The following is an 18285-nucleotide window of genomic DNA, read 5'->3' as shown; positions in this document are numbered from 1 at the left end:
CTAAATTTTGTAATAAATTTTATACATTGTTACAATCTGATTTATATTGTTTTATCTCTTTCTAAATAAGTATAATAGTTTTGTTATATTTAGGTAATTCCATTTATAAATTCAGCTATTTATAATTAAACATTTTTTCTCTTACTATAACCAAATTAAATATTTAGGACTTTAAAAATAAGCACAAACCTTTGGTGAACCAAAAAAGCAATTATTTTTATGCGGTTTAAGTTTAAAACGTTATTTTTTATAAAATGTTTATATTTTCCAACTTCCCTACTCTGTATCATAATCCTCTTACATACCAACAAAAGTTGTTCTGTTCAGTAGAATAATTATATTCAAGGTACCAGTTAAATATTTCTCCAAATAAAAACATGCTTTGGTCACTTTTATTAGTATTATTTTAATACTTTGTTATGGATCGTATTACTTCTATTTTCCTTTTTCTGTTGTAACTATATTGACCATTTTTATCCTCCAAAATAAATTCGCCCATAAATGGATTTACTTCAGACTCATATTTTAAAACTTTAAAGGTCTCAGCATCTAGTTCTAGTTTGTTTTCGTAATGAAAGATATTATTTTTATCAAAAATAAATCCATTTTTATTTAAGGTATAATTATTTACATCAATAGGAATTACTTTATCTAAATAAAATATATTGTTTTTGTCTTTACCATAACAAAAGTCTAAATAAGTAAATGTGCTACTATCTGCTAGTTCTAATTTTATAAGTTCTTTATTTTTATAAATGAATACAGCGTTTTTATCTTTCCAATATACCGTGTCCCATTTTTCCTTTACATAATTAAAACTATCTCCATCAATTCCTTCTATCGCAATCCATTTCCAAATAGCATCCGGATTGTTTTTGGTAAAAGCACCGACTTTGATTGTACTTGGTGGTGAGTTTGGTGCAAGTATTGCACTAAAGACAAAATTTTTATCGGCCTTAATTCCTGCAACGTCCCTAAATGAAACTGGGTCTGATTGAGGGAGTTCTATAATTTGATTGGTATGCTTTCTAAACTCAAATACCCTATTGTCATAGGTATAAAAATTATCAAATAAATGAAATGGGTTTTCCTTTGTCGCTTTTGCAATTTTATTGGGCCTCTCTATTTCATCAATATACGCTAGGTATCTTTTATAATAATTTTTAAAGTTTTTATAAAAATAATTTCTTTTACTTAATGCCTTTTTAGGTTCGGGAAATGCATTGTTTTCTGAAAAAGACCAAAATTTATCCATTAAATTTTTTACAATATCTGATGGTAACTTTTGACTGATTAGCTCTACTGTTCTATCTGTAATTTTATAGGCTTCTAACACCTCAGGAAATGTAGAAGAAACCATAGCGTATTCAATTGTTTCAGGACTTTTTAATGCACTGATAATAGGTAAGGTATCTATGAGTGGATCTAATAATGTTTTGTCAAAATAATTCAGCACATATGCAATAAAACATTTTTTAGTTTTTAAATTATAATTTAATATAAATACATTACCAGGATTATTATTGCAGTTGTATAGCAGTTCACAAAAATAATACCCAAGTTTTTTATTATAAGAAGCTTTTTCAAACTTATGATTAAGAATTTTTTTTATGCCCTTTTCATCAATTTCAAATTCAATAAAGATTCCTGTTGGTTCTGCCATTATTATATATTGTTTTGTTTATAACCATTCTGATTTAATGCCTATTTGATTTAATTCATCAACCACATTTTCCTTTGCATAACATAATACTGCTTTTTTTAAGTTTGGAAACTGTTTTACATCTTCAATATTTTCAATATCCCAATAATCTTCCCAGCCTTCACCAAACCTTAATAACTGCATATAAATATCATTGCCTCCATCTTGATATATTTCGGTGATTTCGGATGCATATTTTTTGGGAATTGGTAAATCCTTAAAATATTGAGTTACCTCTGGGATGGGTTCGTACCCTTCTTTTTCAATATCTATCTTTCTTTTGTCGTACCATTCTACAAACTCATATAAGTCAAATTTGGGCTCTAAAAGCTCTTTGCTATACATCAATTCCTGAATAATGGATAGTTTAAAACCAAAATCCGTAAATTCAATGAGTTCTTCATCCAGTTCTTTAATAGCATATTTATCTTTTGTCAATTCAGGTTTTACTGAGTCTTTGTCAAAAATTTCATTGTATGAAATACTAATCAAGCAAGGACTCTTTTTACCTGTATAAGTAAAGTGCTTGACCTCATATTTCCGCATCGTAATATTGTCAAAACATTTTTTATTGATTTCAATACCATCCACAATTATTTTTCCAGTGAAAAAAGGTTTTTGTTCTGCCTTGGATTTAGTTTCCATTGGATTATAATCTGTATACAAGGTCAAATGATTTGCTCGACCGTTTGGGTGTGGATTCGTACTTATCCCCAACTCTTTCCAGTGAATTTCATTTCCTTTAGATTCAGATGGTTTCCCTAGATATTCCGCGAGCATGTTACTATGTATCGGCAATTCAATACTTTTGCCATTAATATAAAGTTTATCGTTAGCAATGCTAATTGTAAGGTGTGAAGATTTATTTTTTTTGTTAAATATGTCAAACATAAGTTCTATGTTATTAATAAGTTGCGTAGGTATAGTGAAGCTTGCTTATTTTCTCAAAATCGTATTATATTTAACAGTTAAAAAAGCCATCGCAACCTCTGCTTGTTTCTCTGTTTAACCTCCGGAATTAGTAAAAGTGTACTAATCCCGAGGAATTTATTAAGGGAAATACGAGTAGACCTATACCAAGAAATTAATTTTACATGGAGTTTTAAAACAATATTTATATTTTACTTATTATAATATTGTCAATTTCAACACCTAATAAACTGTATCTTTTTGTTTGGTTATTTCCTTTTATTCGATCACTTGTTAAAACTTATAAAACGGAATGTATATTCGTCTTTTTTACCAAAAAGGAAGTTTAGTATTTTAATTAAAAGGGAAATTTGAATAAACGCTTAAGTATTCTTTTTTTCCAAATAAAGTTTTTCCACTTAAAAGTTGTTCAGATTCTATTATAACATCGTCTAAATCAAAACCTTGCATTGTTCTTCCTAGTAAAAATGAAATTGTATAGTTTTTCCAATTTGAACCTAAACTTTGTGCTACTTTTACTGCTTTATTTATAAGTTCCCAACATTCTTGTTCTGATAAATACCCACACCAAAAACACCATTTTGTTAATGATACAGACCTACAAGTATCCCAAGCAAAAGTTGATTTTGTTTTCTGAACTTCTTCTAGTTCTAATTTTAAACCTTTAGCAATTTTCTTTTGTATTGTAATTAAGTCAGAGGAAGGCTGTTCTAAATAGGGGTCAAATTCTTTACTTCTTTCTAAAGAAATTAAATTATTTATTGTTTCAAATGCTTCTTCTTTATTTGTTATTTCCCAAGAATCTCTAAGTCCGTTTTTGTACGTATCTATAGAATCCTTTGGTTTAATTTCTAATATATCTTCACCTCTATGATAAAAAAGGATTGCTCCAAAAACTAATGCATGTTTTTCATTTCTATTTAAGGGTTTAATATTAGCAAATTTCTCAAGTTGTTTTTTCTTTCTTTTTCTTACAAAAGTAATTGCAAAGATTAAGTAAATTGCAGAAACGATTGCAATTCCTCCCATAATGTAGTAAGTATTTTCGCTCATAATAATTATAATTTATTTTTAATTGTTTGTATTCCTGAAATTAATGATAGAAGCCCTATAACTTCAAAATATGCAAGAATTGTATATTTTCCACCAAAGTTATAAACCAATTTAAACAATTTATTCATATGCACTTCTTTACCAGCTTCTTCCATAGATTTTATGTCTAAAAAAAAGTAAACCCCACCCACAATCAGTACAATTCCAATTAAGAAAAGCCATATTTGATATTGCTTTTCTAAAATGTTGATAAGTTTACTCATATTTTGCTTTTAATGTTTTGTACCGAGTTTGTATATATTGTTGCAACTGATTCTATTCTGTTCTATCTTTGTTTATAGCACAAGTTATAGATTTCATTATCAAGTCATACAACTCACTTGATAATCTATTATATTCTTCTTCAACTTCTTTTTTATCAAACCACATATCATTCCAAGACCCCATCCCTCCGAATACAAATGCTTTACTCGCTGACATTAATAATTGTCGGTTTTGCAAATCATAATTGTCCAAAATAATTAAGTCATTGTGATAAAAGCCAGATTCGGGATTCTTATTATCAAGAGTTTCCTGTGCTTTATCAAATATTTGTCCCCAATTTTCTGTTGCATGTTGATTAGCAAATTCAGATATTTTTTCAAGACAAGTTTTTAATTTTTCTCGTATTTCGTTAATGTCTAATTGTTGATTTATAATTGAGTTTTTTTCAATTACCTTTCCGTATGTTACTTGCCAAGGTTTTTCAGCCAAATTCTTATCGTGATTCCATCGACTAATCCATAAATCTGAATGATTCGTATACATTGTTTCTATAAACCAATTTCCTCCACCTCCAACAAAGCCTGCCATTTTATAATCGTCTTCTTTAACTGTTTGATAGTAAAGTCGAAGTTTTAAGCAATTTTCAGATTTTAAATAATCAAACCATTCAATTGGATTTTTAGAAACAATAATTTCTTTTTTAGAATTGAAAATGTTGTTTTTATTTATTTCTCTGAAATCAACAAAATCACAATATTGAAAAGTTGAGTTTTGTGGATAAAAATCAGTTAGTTGTCCTTTTTTCAGGTATTCATTTCCGAAAGATGTTATTGCAATAATTTGATCTAATGTTCCTGTCATTCGTTTTTTTTAGCTTGTTGGTAACAACTATATAAACGCATTGAGTTTATATAATTTATCGGGTCAAATTTAATTTTTTTTTAATATTTATTAGATTTTCTATTGAAAACTCAATCTGAAAAAGACAGTCTTTAACAGATTGAGTACCTTTAACTAACCTATAATTCAAAAATTTAATAAAACATTTATTTATATAAGAAATATTGGTAATCATAGCAATTTTCCCTATTAACTATCGGTATTTTTTGAATTGAAATTACTTCAATTTAGGTTTGTTTTTTAAGTTTTAAAATAGATACAAAAACCTTTTGAATTAAATAATTTATAACATTAGGTTTACATAAATATAAATGAAGCCGCTATCATCCATGCCCCAACAATAAGACCTAATACGCCAAGTTTACCTTGTTTGGGTGCAATTGCCTGACGTATCGCAGCTGCCTTTTCTTGAGCCTTAGAATTATTACCTAAAAATAATTTATTAATTTGTCCATAGCCTAACATAAATCCAAGTCCAGCTTCAACCAAACTCCCTGCTAATAGCGTAGCCCACCAAATTGGTGCAGATGACAACCACCCTATATTTAAAAAAGTAAAGACAATACCCCAAATACCCCAGAAGCAAAACACAAGACCTATCCATCCTTGATAAGGTTCAACTTTAGCTAACAACTCTGCCGCATTAGGCTTTTTAGATAAGATTAATGAGGGCACCGCAATGATGCTCAATAGTACTAATGAAATTCCGTAAATCATAATATTTCTTTATTGGTTATTAATTTGATTACAAAAGTGCATTAGAATACCCTGGTTTAAAACACCAATTTAGGTTAAAATCACCCCCCTGAAAATTGGGGCATAAGATTACTTTAAAACCATTGCATATAGCAAACAATAAAATTTAGTATTTAAGCTTAAATATAAAAATCAATATAAAGGTAAAATAGTAAATGAATAGATTTATATACTCACAAATAGTAACAAACAAAACTCAATAAACTGTAACTAAATACTTTAAACTAACAATTTATTAATCTAACAATCCTAATTGTATGGCATATTTAGTTAAGCCTGCAAGATTTCGAACTTCTAATTTTGAAATTAAATTTTTACGATACCCTTCAATAGTATGTTTACTTAAAAAAAGTTTATCTGCAATTTCTTGAGTAGTGTATTCTTCTGCTATAAGTTTTAATACTTCTTTTTCTCGTTTGGTAAGTGAAGAAATGACATCTTTTTCTTTATTGAACATACTATCCATATAGGCCTTTTTTATGCTCTCAGAAAAATATTTTTCTCCTTTAACTATAGTTTCAATTGCTTGGATAAGCTCTCCTTTTTCAGCATTTTTAGGTACATAACCGTCTACATTATCTTCTGTTAGCACATGTATCGTTTTAGAATCATGTCTCATGCTAACTACTAAAGTTCTGATAGTAGGAAATTTTGTTTTAATATGTTTATTAAGTTCTATACCTGTTACATCTGGCATATTTATATCAGTTATTACCAAATCAACATCCTTTCCGTTACAATTATCTAAATATTTAATTACATTTTGACCACTATTTGCAGTCATTACTATTTCAAAATCTGATTCATTAGCAATAATACTTAACAAACCATCTAAAAACATTTTATGATCGTCTGCTATTATTAATTTATATTTTCTTGATAATGCCATATTATAAAGGAATTTCTACGGTAACTGCTGTACCATGATTAATTGATGAATCTATATTTAGTTGAGCGTTTAATTTCTCTAAACGACTTTTTATATTTTGTAATCCAATACCAGTTGGTGTTTTCGTTGTATCAAAACCAACACCATTATCTTCAAACAACAATTGTAAGGAATTATTATGAATGTTTAAATGAATTTCTACATTTTTTGCCTTCGCATATTTTAGTGTATTGGTTAGTAACTCTTGAATTATATTAAAAACTTCTACTTTAATATTTTCTTCAAGAGCATTAATTTTATCTTCTGGATAAGGCATAAATACAATATCTAAATCTGCCGATGTATCTAATTTATTAATATACTCGCTAATTAAAGTTGTAAAAGCATTCTGACTAAATTTACTAGGAATTAAATTGTGTGAAATTTCTCTTACTTGTTGGTAAGTTTCATCTAATTGAGAAACAATAGTTTCTTTAAGTGACGTTTTATCAACTAAATTGTTCATTTGCATTTTTATTGCAGCTAAATTACCTCCAATGCTATCATGTAATTCCCTTGCAATTCTAGTTCGTTCTTCATCTTGGGCTTCAACCGAAGCTTTTACTAGTTTTAATTCTTGCTCTCTTATTAATGAACTTACTTTTTGTTTATTAAGTTCTTGCTGTTGCGTATTAAGTTGACTTTGAGCTTGAAGTTTTTGGTAGTACACTATTAATAAGGCAATTATAGGAATTAGTAAAATTAAAAATCCGATTAAAAAAGCATATTTTATTGTTTTTTGTCTTTTTATTTCACTCTCTTTTAAGAGTTGCTCTTCTCGTAAACTATTAATCTCATTTTCTTTTTGTAAGGTCTGATATTTTACTTCAAGTTCTTTAATTTCTTTACTTTTTTGCTCTTTAATTATTCTATTAGATACACTTACATATTGAGTCATTAAGGCATAGGCATTCTTATAATCTTTCATTTCTCTATACAAATCAACTAAACTTTGAATTACCTGTTTTTCCAATTCCATTCTATCCCATTGCACTGTATTTATATGGGCAATAGATAAAATTATTTGTGCATTATGATAATTTTTTAAGTCTTTATAAAGCTGACCAATCCTTAATACAGCATCTACATACAAATCGTAATATTTATTTTTATTGGCATTATTTTTTACCTCTTCGAAAAGTTTTAATGCACTGTCGGTATTTTTACTGACCGCCTCCATGGTGCCTAAATTCAATTTAATTTTAAGAGCTAACTTTTTATCAGGCGACTTTTCTAAATCTAATAAGGCTTCATTATAATAAGGTTTACTTTTATTGATATCTCTTTTGAGGTAAAAAATATCTCCATAATATTTTTTTGCTAAGCCTGTAAAGTAAGTGTTTTTACTATTTTCAATTGCATTATCTAATAATGGAGTAGCTTTATCAAAGGCTTCCTCCATAATATATACAGATGCCAACCCTAAAGAATGTGTGAAATACAAATATGGACTTTCTGATATTTTAGTAATTTCTAAGCCTTGTAAATAGAATTTCATGGCTTCTTCATATAAGCCTTGTAACATTTTTCCTTTTGCTAAAATACTATAGGCTTTTGATAAATGAAGATTGTCAATTACACCATCATCTTGATTTTTCTGAACTTCATCTACTAGGTATTTTCCATAATAGTTTATGGAATCTGTATTTCCTAACTCTAAATGAATCTTGGCTATAGATTCAATATAAAAGGCTTTATCTTTAAAGTTATCAGCTCTATTTAATTGCTGATACAAGGAGTCTGGAGCCCTATCAAAAGTTACGGAAAATACTGTATAGGTACTGTTGCCACCATCATCCTTTTGTCCGTAGGTTAATGAAGATAGAAATAAAACTATTATTAGCTTAAAAATTACTTTTGGCATTCTGCTAAATTAAAACAAAAAATCACTTTGGTAAAAAACCAAAGTGATTTAATTTATAAACTATTATATGTATATGTGAATTAAATATTTAATTCGTCAAACAAGGTAATTAATTTTTTATCTGAAGGTCTTGGTGCATTTGAATTTACAATATTTCCTTCAGGATCTATTAAAATAAATCGAGGTATTCCCATAATTTGATAGTCTTTTACAAACTTAGAATTCCAAGAATTATCTGCAAACAACTGAATACCTTTCAATTCTCTTTCACTGACCATATTCTTCCATTTTTCATAATCTTTTTTAGCATCAATTGACAAACTAACAAATTCTATATTTTTATTATGATATTTTTTTTCTACTTCTTTTAAAAATGGAACTTCAGCAATACAGGGTCCACACCATGTTGCCCAAACATCAATATATACATATTTGCCTTTTAGGTCGTCTAAAGAAGTAGTTCCTCCTTCATAATTCTCATAATCGAAAAATTTTGGGGAAGGCTGTCCTTTTGCTACTGCTTTTAATTTAGTATAGGTTTTTGTTATTTCTTCTTTATGCTTTTGATCAGTAGAACTTTCCATAAAAGTTTTATAAAAAGTCTCTAAATCATCAGTATATGTAATATTAAATTGTGAATAATTATAAAGCAATTTATTTTTTATAACTTCTTGTGGAATTGACGAAAAGGTATTTAAAAATGCTAAATCTCTAGACAAAGTAGAATCTGATTCCATTAAGTCATTGGCTTTTTTAGTATAATGAGAAGATACTAATGAAGCATAATAATTTGAAAATATAAAATCTTCTTCATTGGTATAATCTAAACCTTCCTTTTCTTTTAAGAAATCATCAGAAACCTTAAAGTCAGGCTTTTTTGCATAATGTGCATGGTAAGACTCATACATATTTAAAGATGCTAAATATTCATATTCTAAATTTCTTTTTTCTTTTTCAATATATTCTGCACTTATTCCTTTAATAGAGTCTAATAATGCAATTGATGTCGTTTTTATTTCTTTGGCTTTACTTTTATATGCATCTTCTTCAAGTTCGAAAAAAGCATTTCCTTCTCCTTTAAGGTCTGTTGTTTTTCTAGATTTAATTAATAAATAATTACTCACTTCTACCCCATTTCCAGAATATTTCACTGTTTCTGTAAAATTATCACTATCGTATTCTATTGTTATATTATTTCCTTTTTGAACGTAAAAAAAAGCTGGTGTTTTACCATCGAATAGAACAACATGACCAAAATTACTTCTTAGTGTATCAATAAAACTACCATCATCTGAAACAGATAGTGTATCTATATAAGACCGATCATAACTATTTAAAGTTACTACTCCATCTGGCTTATTTGTAATTTTTCCAGAAATAATTGCATAATCTATATTTGCATTATCCTTTTTACATGATATTAATAAAAGAAGAACAAATAACCCATAAAGTGTTTTTTTCATATATTTTAAAATTAAGGTTTGTAAGAAAACAAATATAAAGAAAACATTTAACTACACTCTAGTTTTAGTTGACACAAACCTATGTCTACTAAATTTTTACTAAAAAATTTTCATTAATTCTATAGTATACTTTAGATGATTAAAACAGAATAAGAATGTTTTTCAAGAATAAGTGATTAAAAAAAGAGTTGAACTTCTCCAACTCTTTTAAAATACTAATTCAAATTACTCAACTTATTATTTATTAAATTTTTATAAAAAATGTAAAGATTAATTATTAATTAAATGTAAAAAAAAGAATTTCTATTGGTTAAATTTTTCGACCAATTACATCTTTTTACCTCCAAATAACTTATTCAAAAAAAAGAGCCCAACTAATCGGGCTCTTTCAAATAACTAACTCAAATAATAAATACTCTGAAAATTAAACTTTAATTCTCATTTACTAATTTTTAGGTCCTGCCCCATATTGAGGGTTTTCCATATCAAACCAATATCTTTGTGTGTTTAATATCTCAGGATCATTGGTTCCTGGTGTAATACCTTGTTCTTCTAGAGCTGCTTTTTCATTAGCATAATTTTTACTAGACTCTAAAGGTTCATTTATTTTGAATCTACGTGGCACCGTTAATTCAACACCTCCAGCTAAGAAAGGCTCTCTTGGCAGTACAGAACTACCTGCTTTAGGTATACCTGAACGACGTACTGTAGTCCAAGTATCACCAGGTGTTGCCGCATGATTAATCATTTGTTGAATATATACTTTTTCTAAACCATCAGTACTTAAATCGTAGGCAGGTTGACTTAATAATTCAGTAATCTCACTCTCTCTTAACATTGTTGCACCAGCAGCCGCTAGTGTTCCGTCTTGATAAACTGGATCTTCTTCATAATAAGGATATCTATGATCTTTAGCTAAAAGATCCATTCTTCTTACTGATAATTCAACACCTTTATTAAAGTATTCTTGTGCATCTTCAGGAAGATTGGCTCCTAATAATTTAAACTCTGCTAAATATAGATTTGTTTCTGCAGAACTACCAAAAATCACATTTAATGGAGGATAATTATCTTTTAATTGAATTAGACGTCCTCCTGGTTTTGTTGGATACGTATGACTGTAACCTGTACGGGTTAATCTTTCAGAAAAATTTGAAGTTGAGGTATACTGTTTTTCAACTCCATTTACACTTATTCTATTTCTAATTCCTTGACTAAAATAAATATCATTTTCAGGAACAAATTTTGCGTCAGGTGCTAATGGTACTCCAAAGTATCTTACCCAAGGTTCACCTGGACCAGACCATCCTGAAAAATTACCATCAGCGTCTAATACTACATATTGCTCTACATAAGGAGGTAACTCTTTACCAGCATCAATAAAAGCTTGTACTACTTCTCCATTAAAATCATTCTTATCAAACAATACTCTAGTTCTTGGATCTTTATTGGCTACCATAAAATCAATTAAATTTTTAGCTCCAATACCTGGTTGTTGTGTATTACCAGTTCCATAATATTTGATGCTTCTTTGATAAATAAAATCATCATCTAAATTTTCCATATATCCAGCTGGAGAATTAACAACTTCTTCTACAATTGAAATAGCTCTAGCTCTATCTTTATTTACCAATCTGGCTGCAATTCTAAGTTTAAGTAAATTAGCAAATTTTGCCCATTTGGTATAGTCACCTCCATAAATTAAATCTTGAGATCCCATGTCTATTTGATTTTCAGATAATAAATCAGGAATAGCTGCATCTAATTCATCTAACCAAGTATTAAAAAGTTTCTCTTGATTATCATAAACTGGAGTAATAAGAGGTGGAGTTGTATAAGGTGCCATAGCCCCTTCGCTATACACTAAAGACCCTTCTAAATCTGTATTAGACATAAATGTATGTATAGCTATAGGAAATGTCATTGCTCTAATAGCTTTGTGAGACACCTTTTCCTCTTCTGGTAATGCATCTATACGTGCACGAATATCTCTAATATTTGCAAAAAAGGTAGGATATGTCTCTTGAGTTTCATAGTTATCCATTTCAACCATAAGTTCAGTATTACCATCACCATAAGCAGCTGTAGTAATTTGACTCCATGGATATATATAGTCAAAATTATTATAGAACCATATAGTATAATCGTTATTATACATCTGTTCGATAGTCTTAGTAACTTGAAACCTTGTATCTGCTGATGAAAGTTCCGAAGGGTTACTATTGGTCTCTGCAAAGTCATCTTTATCGCATCCTACGACAAATATAACTGACAGTGCTAATATGTATTGAAATATTTTTTTCATTTTTATCTGTTTTTATATTAAAAATCTAAAAGTATAGTCATCGTATAACTTGCCATATATGGAGAAAAAGAACGTTCTCTAAATGATTCTGTACTAGAAGTACCTCTAAAGCTTTCTGGATTAATGTCATTTGGCATTGAGTTATATAAATAACCTAAATTTCTACCATTAAGACCTAAATAAATATTACTAGCACCTATACTTTTACTTACACTTTCTGGTAAATTATAACCAATAGAAATATTACGTAAAGCAATATATTTTAATTCTGTAAACCAATCAGGGTTAACTACACCTTGTCCCCAAGAGTTAATTCTATAGTTATAATAGCTAGCATGAGTAGGCTCTACATAGCCAGCTTCAAAAGCTTCTTGATACGTCATACCTCCTACATTAACAGTAGCTCCATTAGGTGCTGTCACCATTTGTCCATCTTCAAAAACACCATCAGGAATAATACCATCTGAGAAAGTTGTCCCTTGTAAATCTGAATATTGAGATGTCCAAGTAACACCGCCATGCTCTTCATCTCTACCTCTTAAAGATTCCTCTAAATATCCATAAGCAGTACCGTAACGGCTACTATATGATGCTATATGACCACCATAACGAGCATCTAATAATATTGAAAGAGAGAAATTTTTATATCTAAATTCATTATTCCAAGAACCTTCAAAATCAGGTTGTATTTTACCTACTTCTTTTACTTCACCTGATCTTTGGAAATATGCACCACGTCTTGAGTCTACCCAAGTTAAAAGATTCTTTCCATTATTAGGACTATCAATTGGATTACCATTAGCGTCTGTAGCTTGATATTCTTTGATAGCTGAATCAGACATTAAAACACCATATTCACCACCTTCATAAGCTACTGAACCAATACGGAAGTTACCATAATCTATGCTACCTCCTAATACTTTATAAGCTCCATAGTCTTCATGTAAATCTTTTACTTTAGTAGTATTGTTCCAATAGTTAAACGTTGAATTCCAAGAAAAATCTTCTGTTTTAATAGGAGTACCTGTTAAAGACAATTCAATACCACTATTGGTTAATGTACCTACGTTAGTTAATAAACCACTATATCCAGAAACTGTTGGTAAAGGTACTTCACCAATTTGCTCTGTAATTGTTTCATCATAATAAGAAAAGTCTATTCCTAAACGATTTTTGAAAAATCTAAGATCAACACCAACTTCAAAGGAGTTTTTAAGTTCTGGTTTTATACTTCTATCAACCAATACAGGATTTACTGAATTTGTATATGCAAAACCATCACTTAACTCATAAGTTTCTCCTGTGTATCCTTTATTGATAGCATAAGGGTCAGTATCACTACCTACTTGTGCCCAAGAAGCTCTTAATTTACCAAAGCTCATCCAATTAGGAATATCTAAAGTTTGGTTAAATAACCAAGAAGCAGAAATAGAAGGATAGAAATATGAATTATTTCCAGTTCCATCAGTATATACAAGTGCTGATGACCAGTCATTTCTACCTGTTATTGTTAGATATAATTGCTCTTTATATGCTAAATCAGCCATAAAATATAAAGAGTTTATTTGTTTTGTACCATAATCACCACCTTCTGACAATAAAGTATTTTTTGAATTTCCAAGATAAAATCTACCAGGTACAATTAATCCGCCATCAGTTCTTACTCTTGTATAAGATTTTTCTTGATCCCAAATTTCTCCTCCAAGTAATAAGCTACCTGTAAGGTCTTCAGTAAGATCTTTACTAAAGTTAAAAGTTAATTTACCTGTTTTACTAACATCATCATCGTGACGCAATTCATAATAACCACCTTCCATAGCATATCCACTACCTAAATCTTTTTGTTCATATTTAGTGTTGTAAATATTCATATTACCTTCAGCTGTAATGGTAAGCCAATCTGTAACATTTGCAGTTAATCTTACTATTGGTCTGGTAACATGTTCAGTTCTTGATTGATTGTTATTTTCATAACCAAACCATAAACCTCTATTGGGTGCATTAGCATATTCATCGCCATAAGCAGAACTACTAACACCACCATGAGATCCTAACCAATATTGTTCTTGTTTGTATTTACTTGTATTATAAATTCTTTCAAAAGTACCATCAAAGAAACTTTGTGAAATATCATTTCTTGGATTTTTAGAAATAGAAGTAGTATAAGAAATACTAGCATTAGCTGTTAACCAAGGAGCTAAATTATAAGAACCTGAAAACAATAATGCATTTCTATTAAAACTATTATTTGGTAAATTACCTGTTCTAGTATTGTAAGAATCTGACAAGTAAAAATTCCCTTTATCATTTCCTCCACTTAAAGATACTGAAGTATTAGAATTAAAACCATCTTCATAAGCATCTTTCATATTATTTTCATTGGCAGAATAAGGTATTACATTACCATCATAATCCACAATTGGTTGTCCATCAAATTTAGGTCCATAACTTAAACCTCCTCCAGCGTGATTAATTAACGTTCTATCACCATTATCATTATAATAGAATTGATTGGTATCATAAGCGTAATAATTTCCATTAGCATCTTTATTACCATAATTTATATAACCGGCCAATGTACCAGGACCATATTCATTTTGTAAAGCTGGTTGTTTATATACATGATCAACACCAAAAGTTTGTTTTACAGAAACTCCTAATCCCTTTGCTCCAGCTCCATCTTTAGTTTCAATTAAAACCACACCATTTATACCTCTAGAACCATATAAAGCAGTAGCTGCTGCACCTTTTAATACAGATACACTTTTATAATCATCAGGATTCAAGTTTTTTAAGATATTACCATAATCATTAGCACTTGAACTCCAATCTGCACTTTCGTTTGATGTGTTATTCTCTAAAATAACACCATCTACAACAAATATAGGTTGGTTATTTGATGAGTTTAAAGTTGACACCCCACGAACTTGAATTTTTGAATTACCAAAAAGACCACCATCTGAACTACCAATACTAACCCCTGAAACTTGTCCTTGCAAAGCCTGAACCGGATTTACAGTATTGGTTTTAGTCAGTTCTTCACCTTTTAACTCTGTCATACCATAACCAAGTGCTTTTGCTTCTCTTTTAATACCTAAAGCTGTTATTACAACTTCTTGTAGAGCTTCTGCACTCTCTGCTAATGAAACATTAATTGTAGTTTGACCTCCTACAACAACTTCTTGCGTAGTATAACCAATAAAAGAAAACTGTAGTGTAGCCCCTTCAGAAACTTCTATGCTGTAGTTACCATCAAAATCTGAAGTAACTCCATTAGTTGTTCCTTTTTCAATGATGTTTACACCTGGTAGCGTAGCTCCGTCGGCAGCATCAGTAATTGTTCCTGTTACCGTTCTGGTTTGAGCAAACAAACTATGCGTAGCAAATATGCCAACCAGAAACAATAAACTAAAAAATTTTTGAATCATGTTTATATTTATTTTAAGTTATGAATCAAAGTTAAAATTCTCTTAAATTTTCACATAATAATTTAGACCAACGGCTAGTTATAGAAGTCGTACAACAAATACAGAACAATTAGTTTATATGAATAACAGAACAATTATTTGATTTTGATAGAGTTAAAAAAATAGTTGGATAAAAAAAAAAGGAAATTAAAAACATATAACCATTTTAATATCAAATAATTACATGTTTCATTTTTATATAGTTGTATTTTTAACTTTTTTACATTAAAATTTTCAACCCATCTTACAGACAATTATAACTTAGCACATTACCAATTGAAAAAATTAACCAAAAGAAGTTAAAATTACTCGAGTATAAATTTTAATTTATTATTACCATTTACCAAATCTAAATGATTTATAAAAAAACTTTTATGCTTTTCTCCATTTAATAAAATCTCTTTGATCGATCCTACCCCTTCTTTTTCTATAATTAAAACTCTACCATTATAGAATTTTGGATCTAATTCAATAGTAATTTTATCAAATACTGGAGTTGATACTGTATAAATTGGATCAGCCGGAACAACCGGATAAATACCCAACATACTAAAAATTACCCAAGCAGACATTGTTCCTGTATCATCATTACCAGGTAATCCATAAGGAGCATTTTTAAAATATGATTTTCTTAGAGCTTCAACCATATTTTGCGTACGCCATTCTTCCCCTTTTACAAAATTAAAAAGATATGGATATGCTATATCTGGTTCATTGGCCATATCAAAATGTCTTTCACTAAACACTTTTTGCAACTGATTTGTGAAAGATTTTCTTCCTCCCATTAATTTTATTAATCCTTGAGTATCATGACTTACCATAAAAGAATATTGCCAAGAATTGCCTTCAATAAAACCAACATTTTTAGCAAAATTAGCTCCATCAGTAGGATTAAAAGGATGGTGCCACGAGCCGTCATCATTTTTGGGCCTTAACAATTTATAGTCTTTATCAAATAATTTTCGATAGGAAATTGAACGCTCTCGAAATCTTTTTTCATCTTCTTTTTTTCCAAGAGTTTTTGCCAATTGAGCTATAGCAAAATCAGAAATATTATATTCTTGTGTAGTTGATACCGAACCACCATCAGAAGTTGTTAAATATCCTTTTTCAATATAATTTTTAATTCCAGGTCTCAGTGGATTTTCATATAACTGATCTGCACTTTTTATCATAGCTTCATACGCCTTTTTAACATCAAAATTACGAATGCCTCTAAGGTAAGTATCCGCCAAAACAATACCTGCCGGATCTCCAACCATGGTTGTAGTTTCTGTTGAATTCAGTTCCCATTTTGGCAACCATCCACTTTCATCATAAATAGCTAACATACTATTTACCATGTTCAGTTGCTGATCTGGATATACCAATGACATTAAGGAATGTAAATTTCTATAGGTATCCCAAAATGAAAATACAGTAAATCTTGTTCCTTCTGTTTTTAATGTTTCTCGTGTACCCATTTTAGGATACTCTCCATTGGTATCATTCAATGTATTTGGATGAATTAAGGTGTGGTATAATGCGGTGTAAAATACCGTTTTATCATCTTTTGTTCCTCCTTCTACAGAAATTTTTGATAATAACCTATTCCACTCCAATTGTGTTTTATGATATACTTCTAAAAATGATGAATCAGCTATTTCCTTTTGTAAATTTTCTCTTGCATTTTCTATACTTATATAAGAAACTCCAACTTTTACTTCTACTTTAGTTGGTTTATCAAAATTATAAGAAAAGTAACCACCAATACTGTCTCCAACAACTTCTTTATAATAATTTTTATAGAATCTTTCTTTACCATTATACCCCATCCATTGGGCTTCTACACCAGTTTCTTTTCTTGTTTTTTTCCATACCCCAAATTCATCGCTTTCTATATCAACCTTAACAACAAAATATACTGGATATGTTTCTTCTGGTTTATAGTAACAAAAACTACCTACTGTTCTAAAACCTTCTATTTCGGTAGAAGAAACTGTTTTAATCATTCCTCCTTGCTCATTGGTTAATCCCAATCCAAGATTAACAAGAATATTTGCTTTTCCTGCAGGAAAATGATATCTGCTAATACCCGCTCTAGTTGTAGCAGTAGTTTCTACTTTAACTTTAGATTTATCTAAGACAGTACTATAATATCCTGCTTTGGCAATTTCATCTTTATAAGTAGTTCCATATTTTAAATGGTTAGTCTCTAAATTACCAACAGTTGGCATCGTAATTATTACGCCCAAATCTGGACATCCAACGCCACTTAAATTAACATGAGAAAATCCAGTTAAAAATTCATTTTCATAAACATAAGGATTTGACAACCATTGACTGTCCTTCTCCAACTTATTTTTTTTACCTGCAACATTAAAAGGAGAAATACTAACCATTCCTCTAGGAGCGATGGCTCCAGGATTTGTTGCTCCAAAATTTGAAGTACCTATGAACGGATTCACATAATCTACTGGGCGTTGTGCACTTAATAAAAAACTAAAACAAATAGTACAAATAAAAAGAAGGGGCACTTCTTTTTTTTGAAGAATAAATTGAGGGAACATTATTAATGTTATTATTTGCGTTAACGCAGGTTAGCATTTAATTTTTTTCAAAATTATCAAAATAAATCGATCTAAATTATAGAAATACTAAGCAGTTATTAACA

12 protein-coding genes are annotated in these 18285 nt (G+C 29.4%); all 12 read right to left on the bottom strand.

The features are described from left to right. Positions 1-406: 406 nt before the first annotated feature. Complete coding sequence (locus tag EGM88_RS15160; protein WP_123899260.1) at positions 407-1663, bottom strand: DKNYY domain-containing protein; 1257 nt, start codon at positions 1661-1663, stop codon at positions 407-409. 18 nt (positions 1664-1681) lie between these two features. Further along, on the bottom strand, positions 1682-2593 hold the full coding sequence (locus tag EGM88_RS15155) for a DUF6892 domain-containing protein (RefSeq protein ID WP_123899259.1): 912 nt from the start codon (positions 2591-2593) through the stop codon (positions 1682-1684). A 372-nt stretch (positions 2594-2965) separates the two neighbouring features. Then, the gene (locus EGM88_RS15150) at positions 2966-3685 is read right to left on the bottom strand and encodes a DUF1266 domain-containing protein (protein ID WP_123899258.1); all 720 of its coding nucleotides are present in this window, start codon (positions 3683-3685) and stop codon (positions 2966-2968) included. A 5-nt stretch (positions 3686-3690) separates the two neighbouring features. Further along, on the bottom strand, positions 3691-3948 hold the full coding sequence (locus EGM88_RS15145) for a hypothetical protein (protein WP_123899257.1): 258 nt from the start codon (positions 3946-3948) through the stop codon (positions 3691-3693). 52 nt (positions 3949-4000) lie between these two features. Further along, positions 4001-4810, bottom strand: coding sequence for a hypothetical protein (locus EGM88_RS15140; protein WP_123899256.1), 810 nt, complete (start codon positions 4808-4810; stop codon positions 4001-4003). A gap of 336 nt (positions 4811-5146) precedes the next feature. After that, positions 5147-5566, bottom strand: a complete 420-nt coding sequence (locus EGM88_RS15135; protein ID WP_123899255.1) for a hypothetical protein — start codon at positions 5564-5566, stop codon at positions 5147-5149. Between the two features lie 274 nt (positions 5567-5840). Next, positions 5841-6494: a response regulator gene (locus tag EGM88_RS15130; RefSeq protein ID WP_123899254.1), complete on the bottom strand. Its 654-nt coding sequence runs from the start codon at positions 6492-6494 to the stop codon at positions 5841-5843. Position 6495: 1 nt separating this feature from the next. Further along, positions 6496-8397 (bottom strand): tetratricopeptide repeat-containing sensor histidine kinase, encoded by a 1902-nt coding sequence (locus tag EGM88_RS15125; protein ID WP_123899253.1) that lies wholly within the window; start codon positions 8395-8397, stop codon positions 6496-6498. Between the two features lie 80 nt (positions 8398-8477). Then, positions 8478-9860 carry a TlpA family protein disulfide reductase gene (locus EGM88_RS15120; RefSeq protein WP_123899252.1) on the bottom strand — a complete coding sequence of 461 codons (1383 nt, stop codon included), beginning with the start codon at positions 9858-9860 and terminating at the stop codon, positions 8478-8480. 445 nt (positions 9861-10305) lie between these two features. Beyond that, complete coding sequence (locus EGM88_RS15115; protein WP_123899251.1) at positions 10306-12165, bottom strand: SusD/RagB family nutrient-binding outer membrane lipoprotein; 1860 nt, start codon at positions 12163-12165, stop codon at positions 10306-10308. Positions 12166-12182: 17 nt separating this feature from the next. Further along, entirely contained in the window at positions 12183-15593 is a 3411-nt protein-coding gene (locus EGM88_RS15110) for a SusC/RagA family TonB-linked outer membrane protein (protein WP_123899250.1), read from the bottom strand. A 344-nt stretch (positions 15594-15937) separates the two neighbouring features. Continuing rightward, positions 15938-18181 carry a GH92 family glycosyl hydrolase gene (locus EGM88_RS15105; protein ID WP_123899249.1) on the bottom strand — a complete coding sequence of 748 codons (2244 nt, stop codon included), beginning with the start codon at positions 18179-18181 and terminating at the stop codon, positions 15938-15940. Between the last annotated feature and the right edge of the window lie 104 nt (positions 18182-18285).

The sequence above is a fragment of the Aureibaculum marinum genome, assembly GCF_003813905.1.
In the GTDB taxonomy this organism is placed as follows: domain Bacteria; phylum Bacteroidota; class Bacteroidia; order Flavobacteriales; family Flavobacteriaceae; genus Aureibaculum; species Aureibaculum marinum.
Note: the sequence above shows the minus strand (reverse complement) of the source record. Positions and strands in the feature narration are given on the sequence as shown.

Coding starts and splice junctions, on each gene's coding strand:
- EGM88_RS15155 (WP_123899259.1), bottom strand. CDS start 2,593: ATGTTTGACATATTTAACAAAAAAAATAAATCTTCACACCTTACAATT.
- EGM88_RS15115 (WP_123899251.1), bottom strand. CDS start 12,165: ATGAAAAAAATATTTCAATACATATTAGCACTGTCAGTTATATTTGTC.
- EGM88_RS15135 (WP_123899255.1), bottom strand. CDS start 5,566: ATGATTTACGGAATTTCATTAGTACTATTGAGCATCATTGCGGTGCCC.
- EGM88_RS15120 (WP_123899252.1), bottom strand. CDS start 9,860: ATGAAAAAAACACTTTATGGGTTATTTGTTCTTCTTTTATTAATATCA.
- EGM88_RS15150 (WP_123899258.1), bottom strand. CDS start 3,685: ATGAGCGAAAATACTTACTACATTATGGGAGGAATTGCAATCGTTTCT.
- EGM88_RS15130 (WP_123899254.1), bottom strand. CDS start 6,494: ATGGCATTATCAAGAAAATATAAATTAATAATAGCAGACGATCATAAA.
- EGM88_RS15140 (WP_123899256.1), bottom strand. CDS start 4,810: ATGACAGGAACATTAGATCAAATTATTGCAATAACATCTTTCGGAAAT.
- EGM88_RS15145 (WP_123899257.1), bottom strand. CDS start 3,948: ATGAGTAAACTTATCAACATTTTAGAAAAGCAATATCAAATATGGCTT.
- EGM88_RS15160 (WP_123899260.1), bottom strand. CDS start 1,663: ATGGCAGAACCAACAGGAATCTTTATTGAATTTGAAATTGATGAAAAG.
- EGM88_RS15110 (WP_123899250.1), bottom strand. CDS start 15,593: ATGATTCAAAAATTTTTTAGTTTATTGTTTCTGGTTGGCATATTTGCT.
- EGM88_RS15125 (WP_123899253.1), bottom strand. CDS start 8,397: ATGCCAAAAGTAATTTTTAAGCTAATAATAGTTTTATTTCTATCTTCA.
- EGM88_RS15105 (WP_123899249.1), bottom strand. CDS start 18,181: ATGTTCCCTCAATTTATTCTTCAAAAAAAAGAAGTGCCCCTTCTTTTT.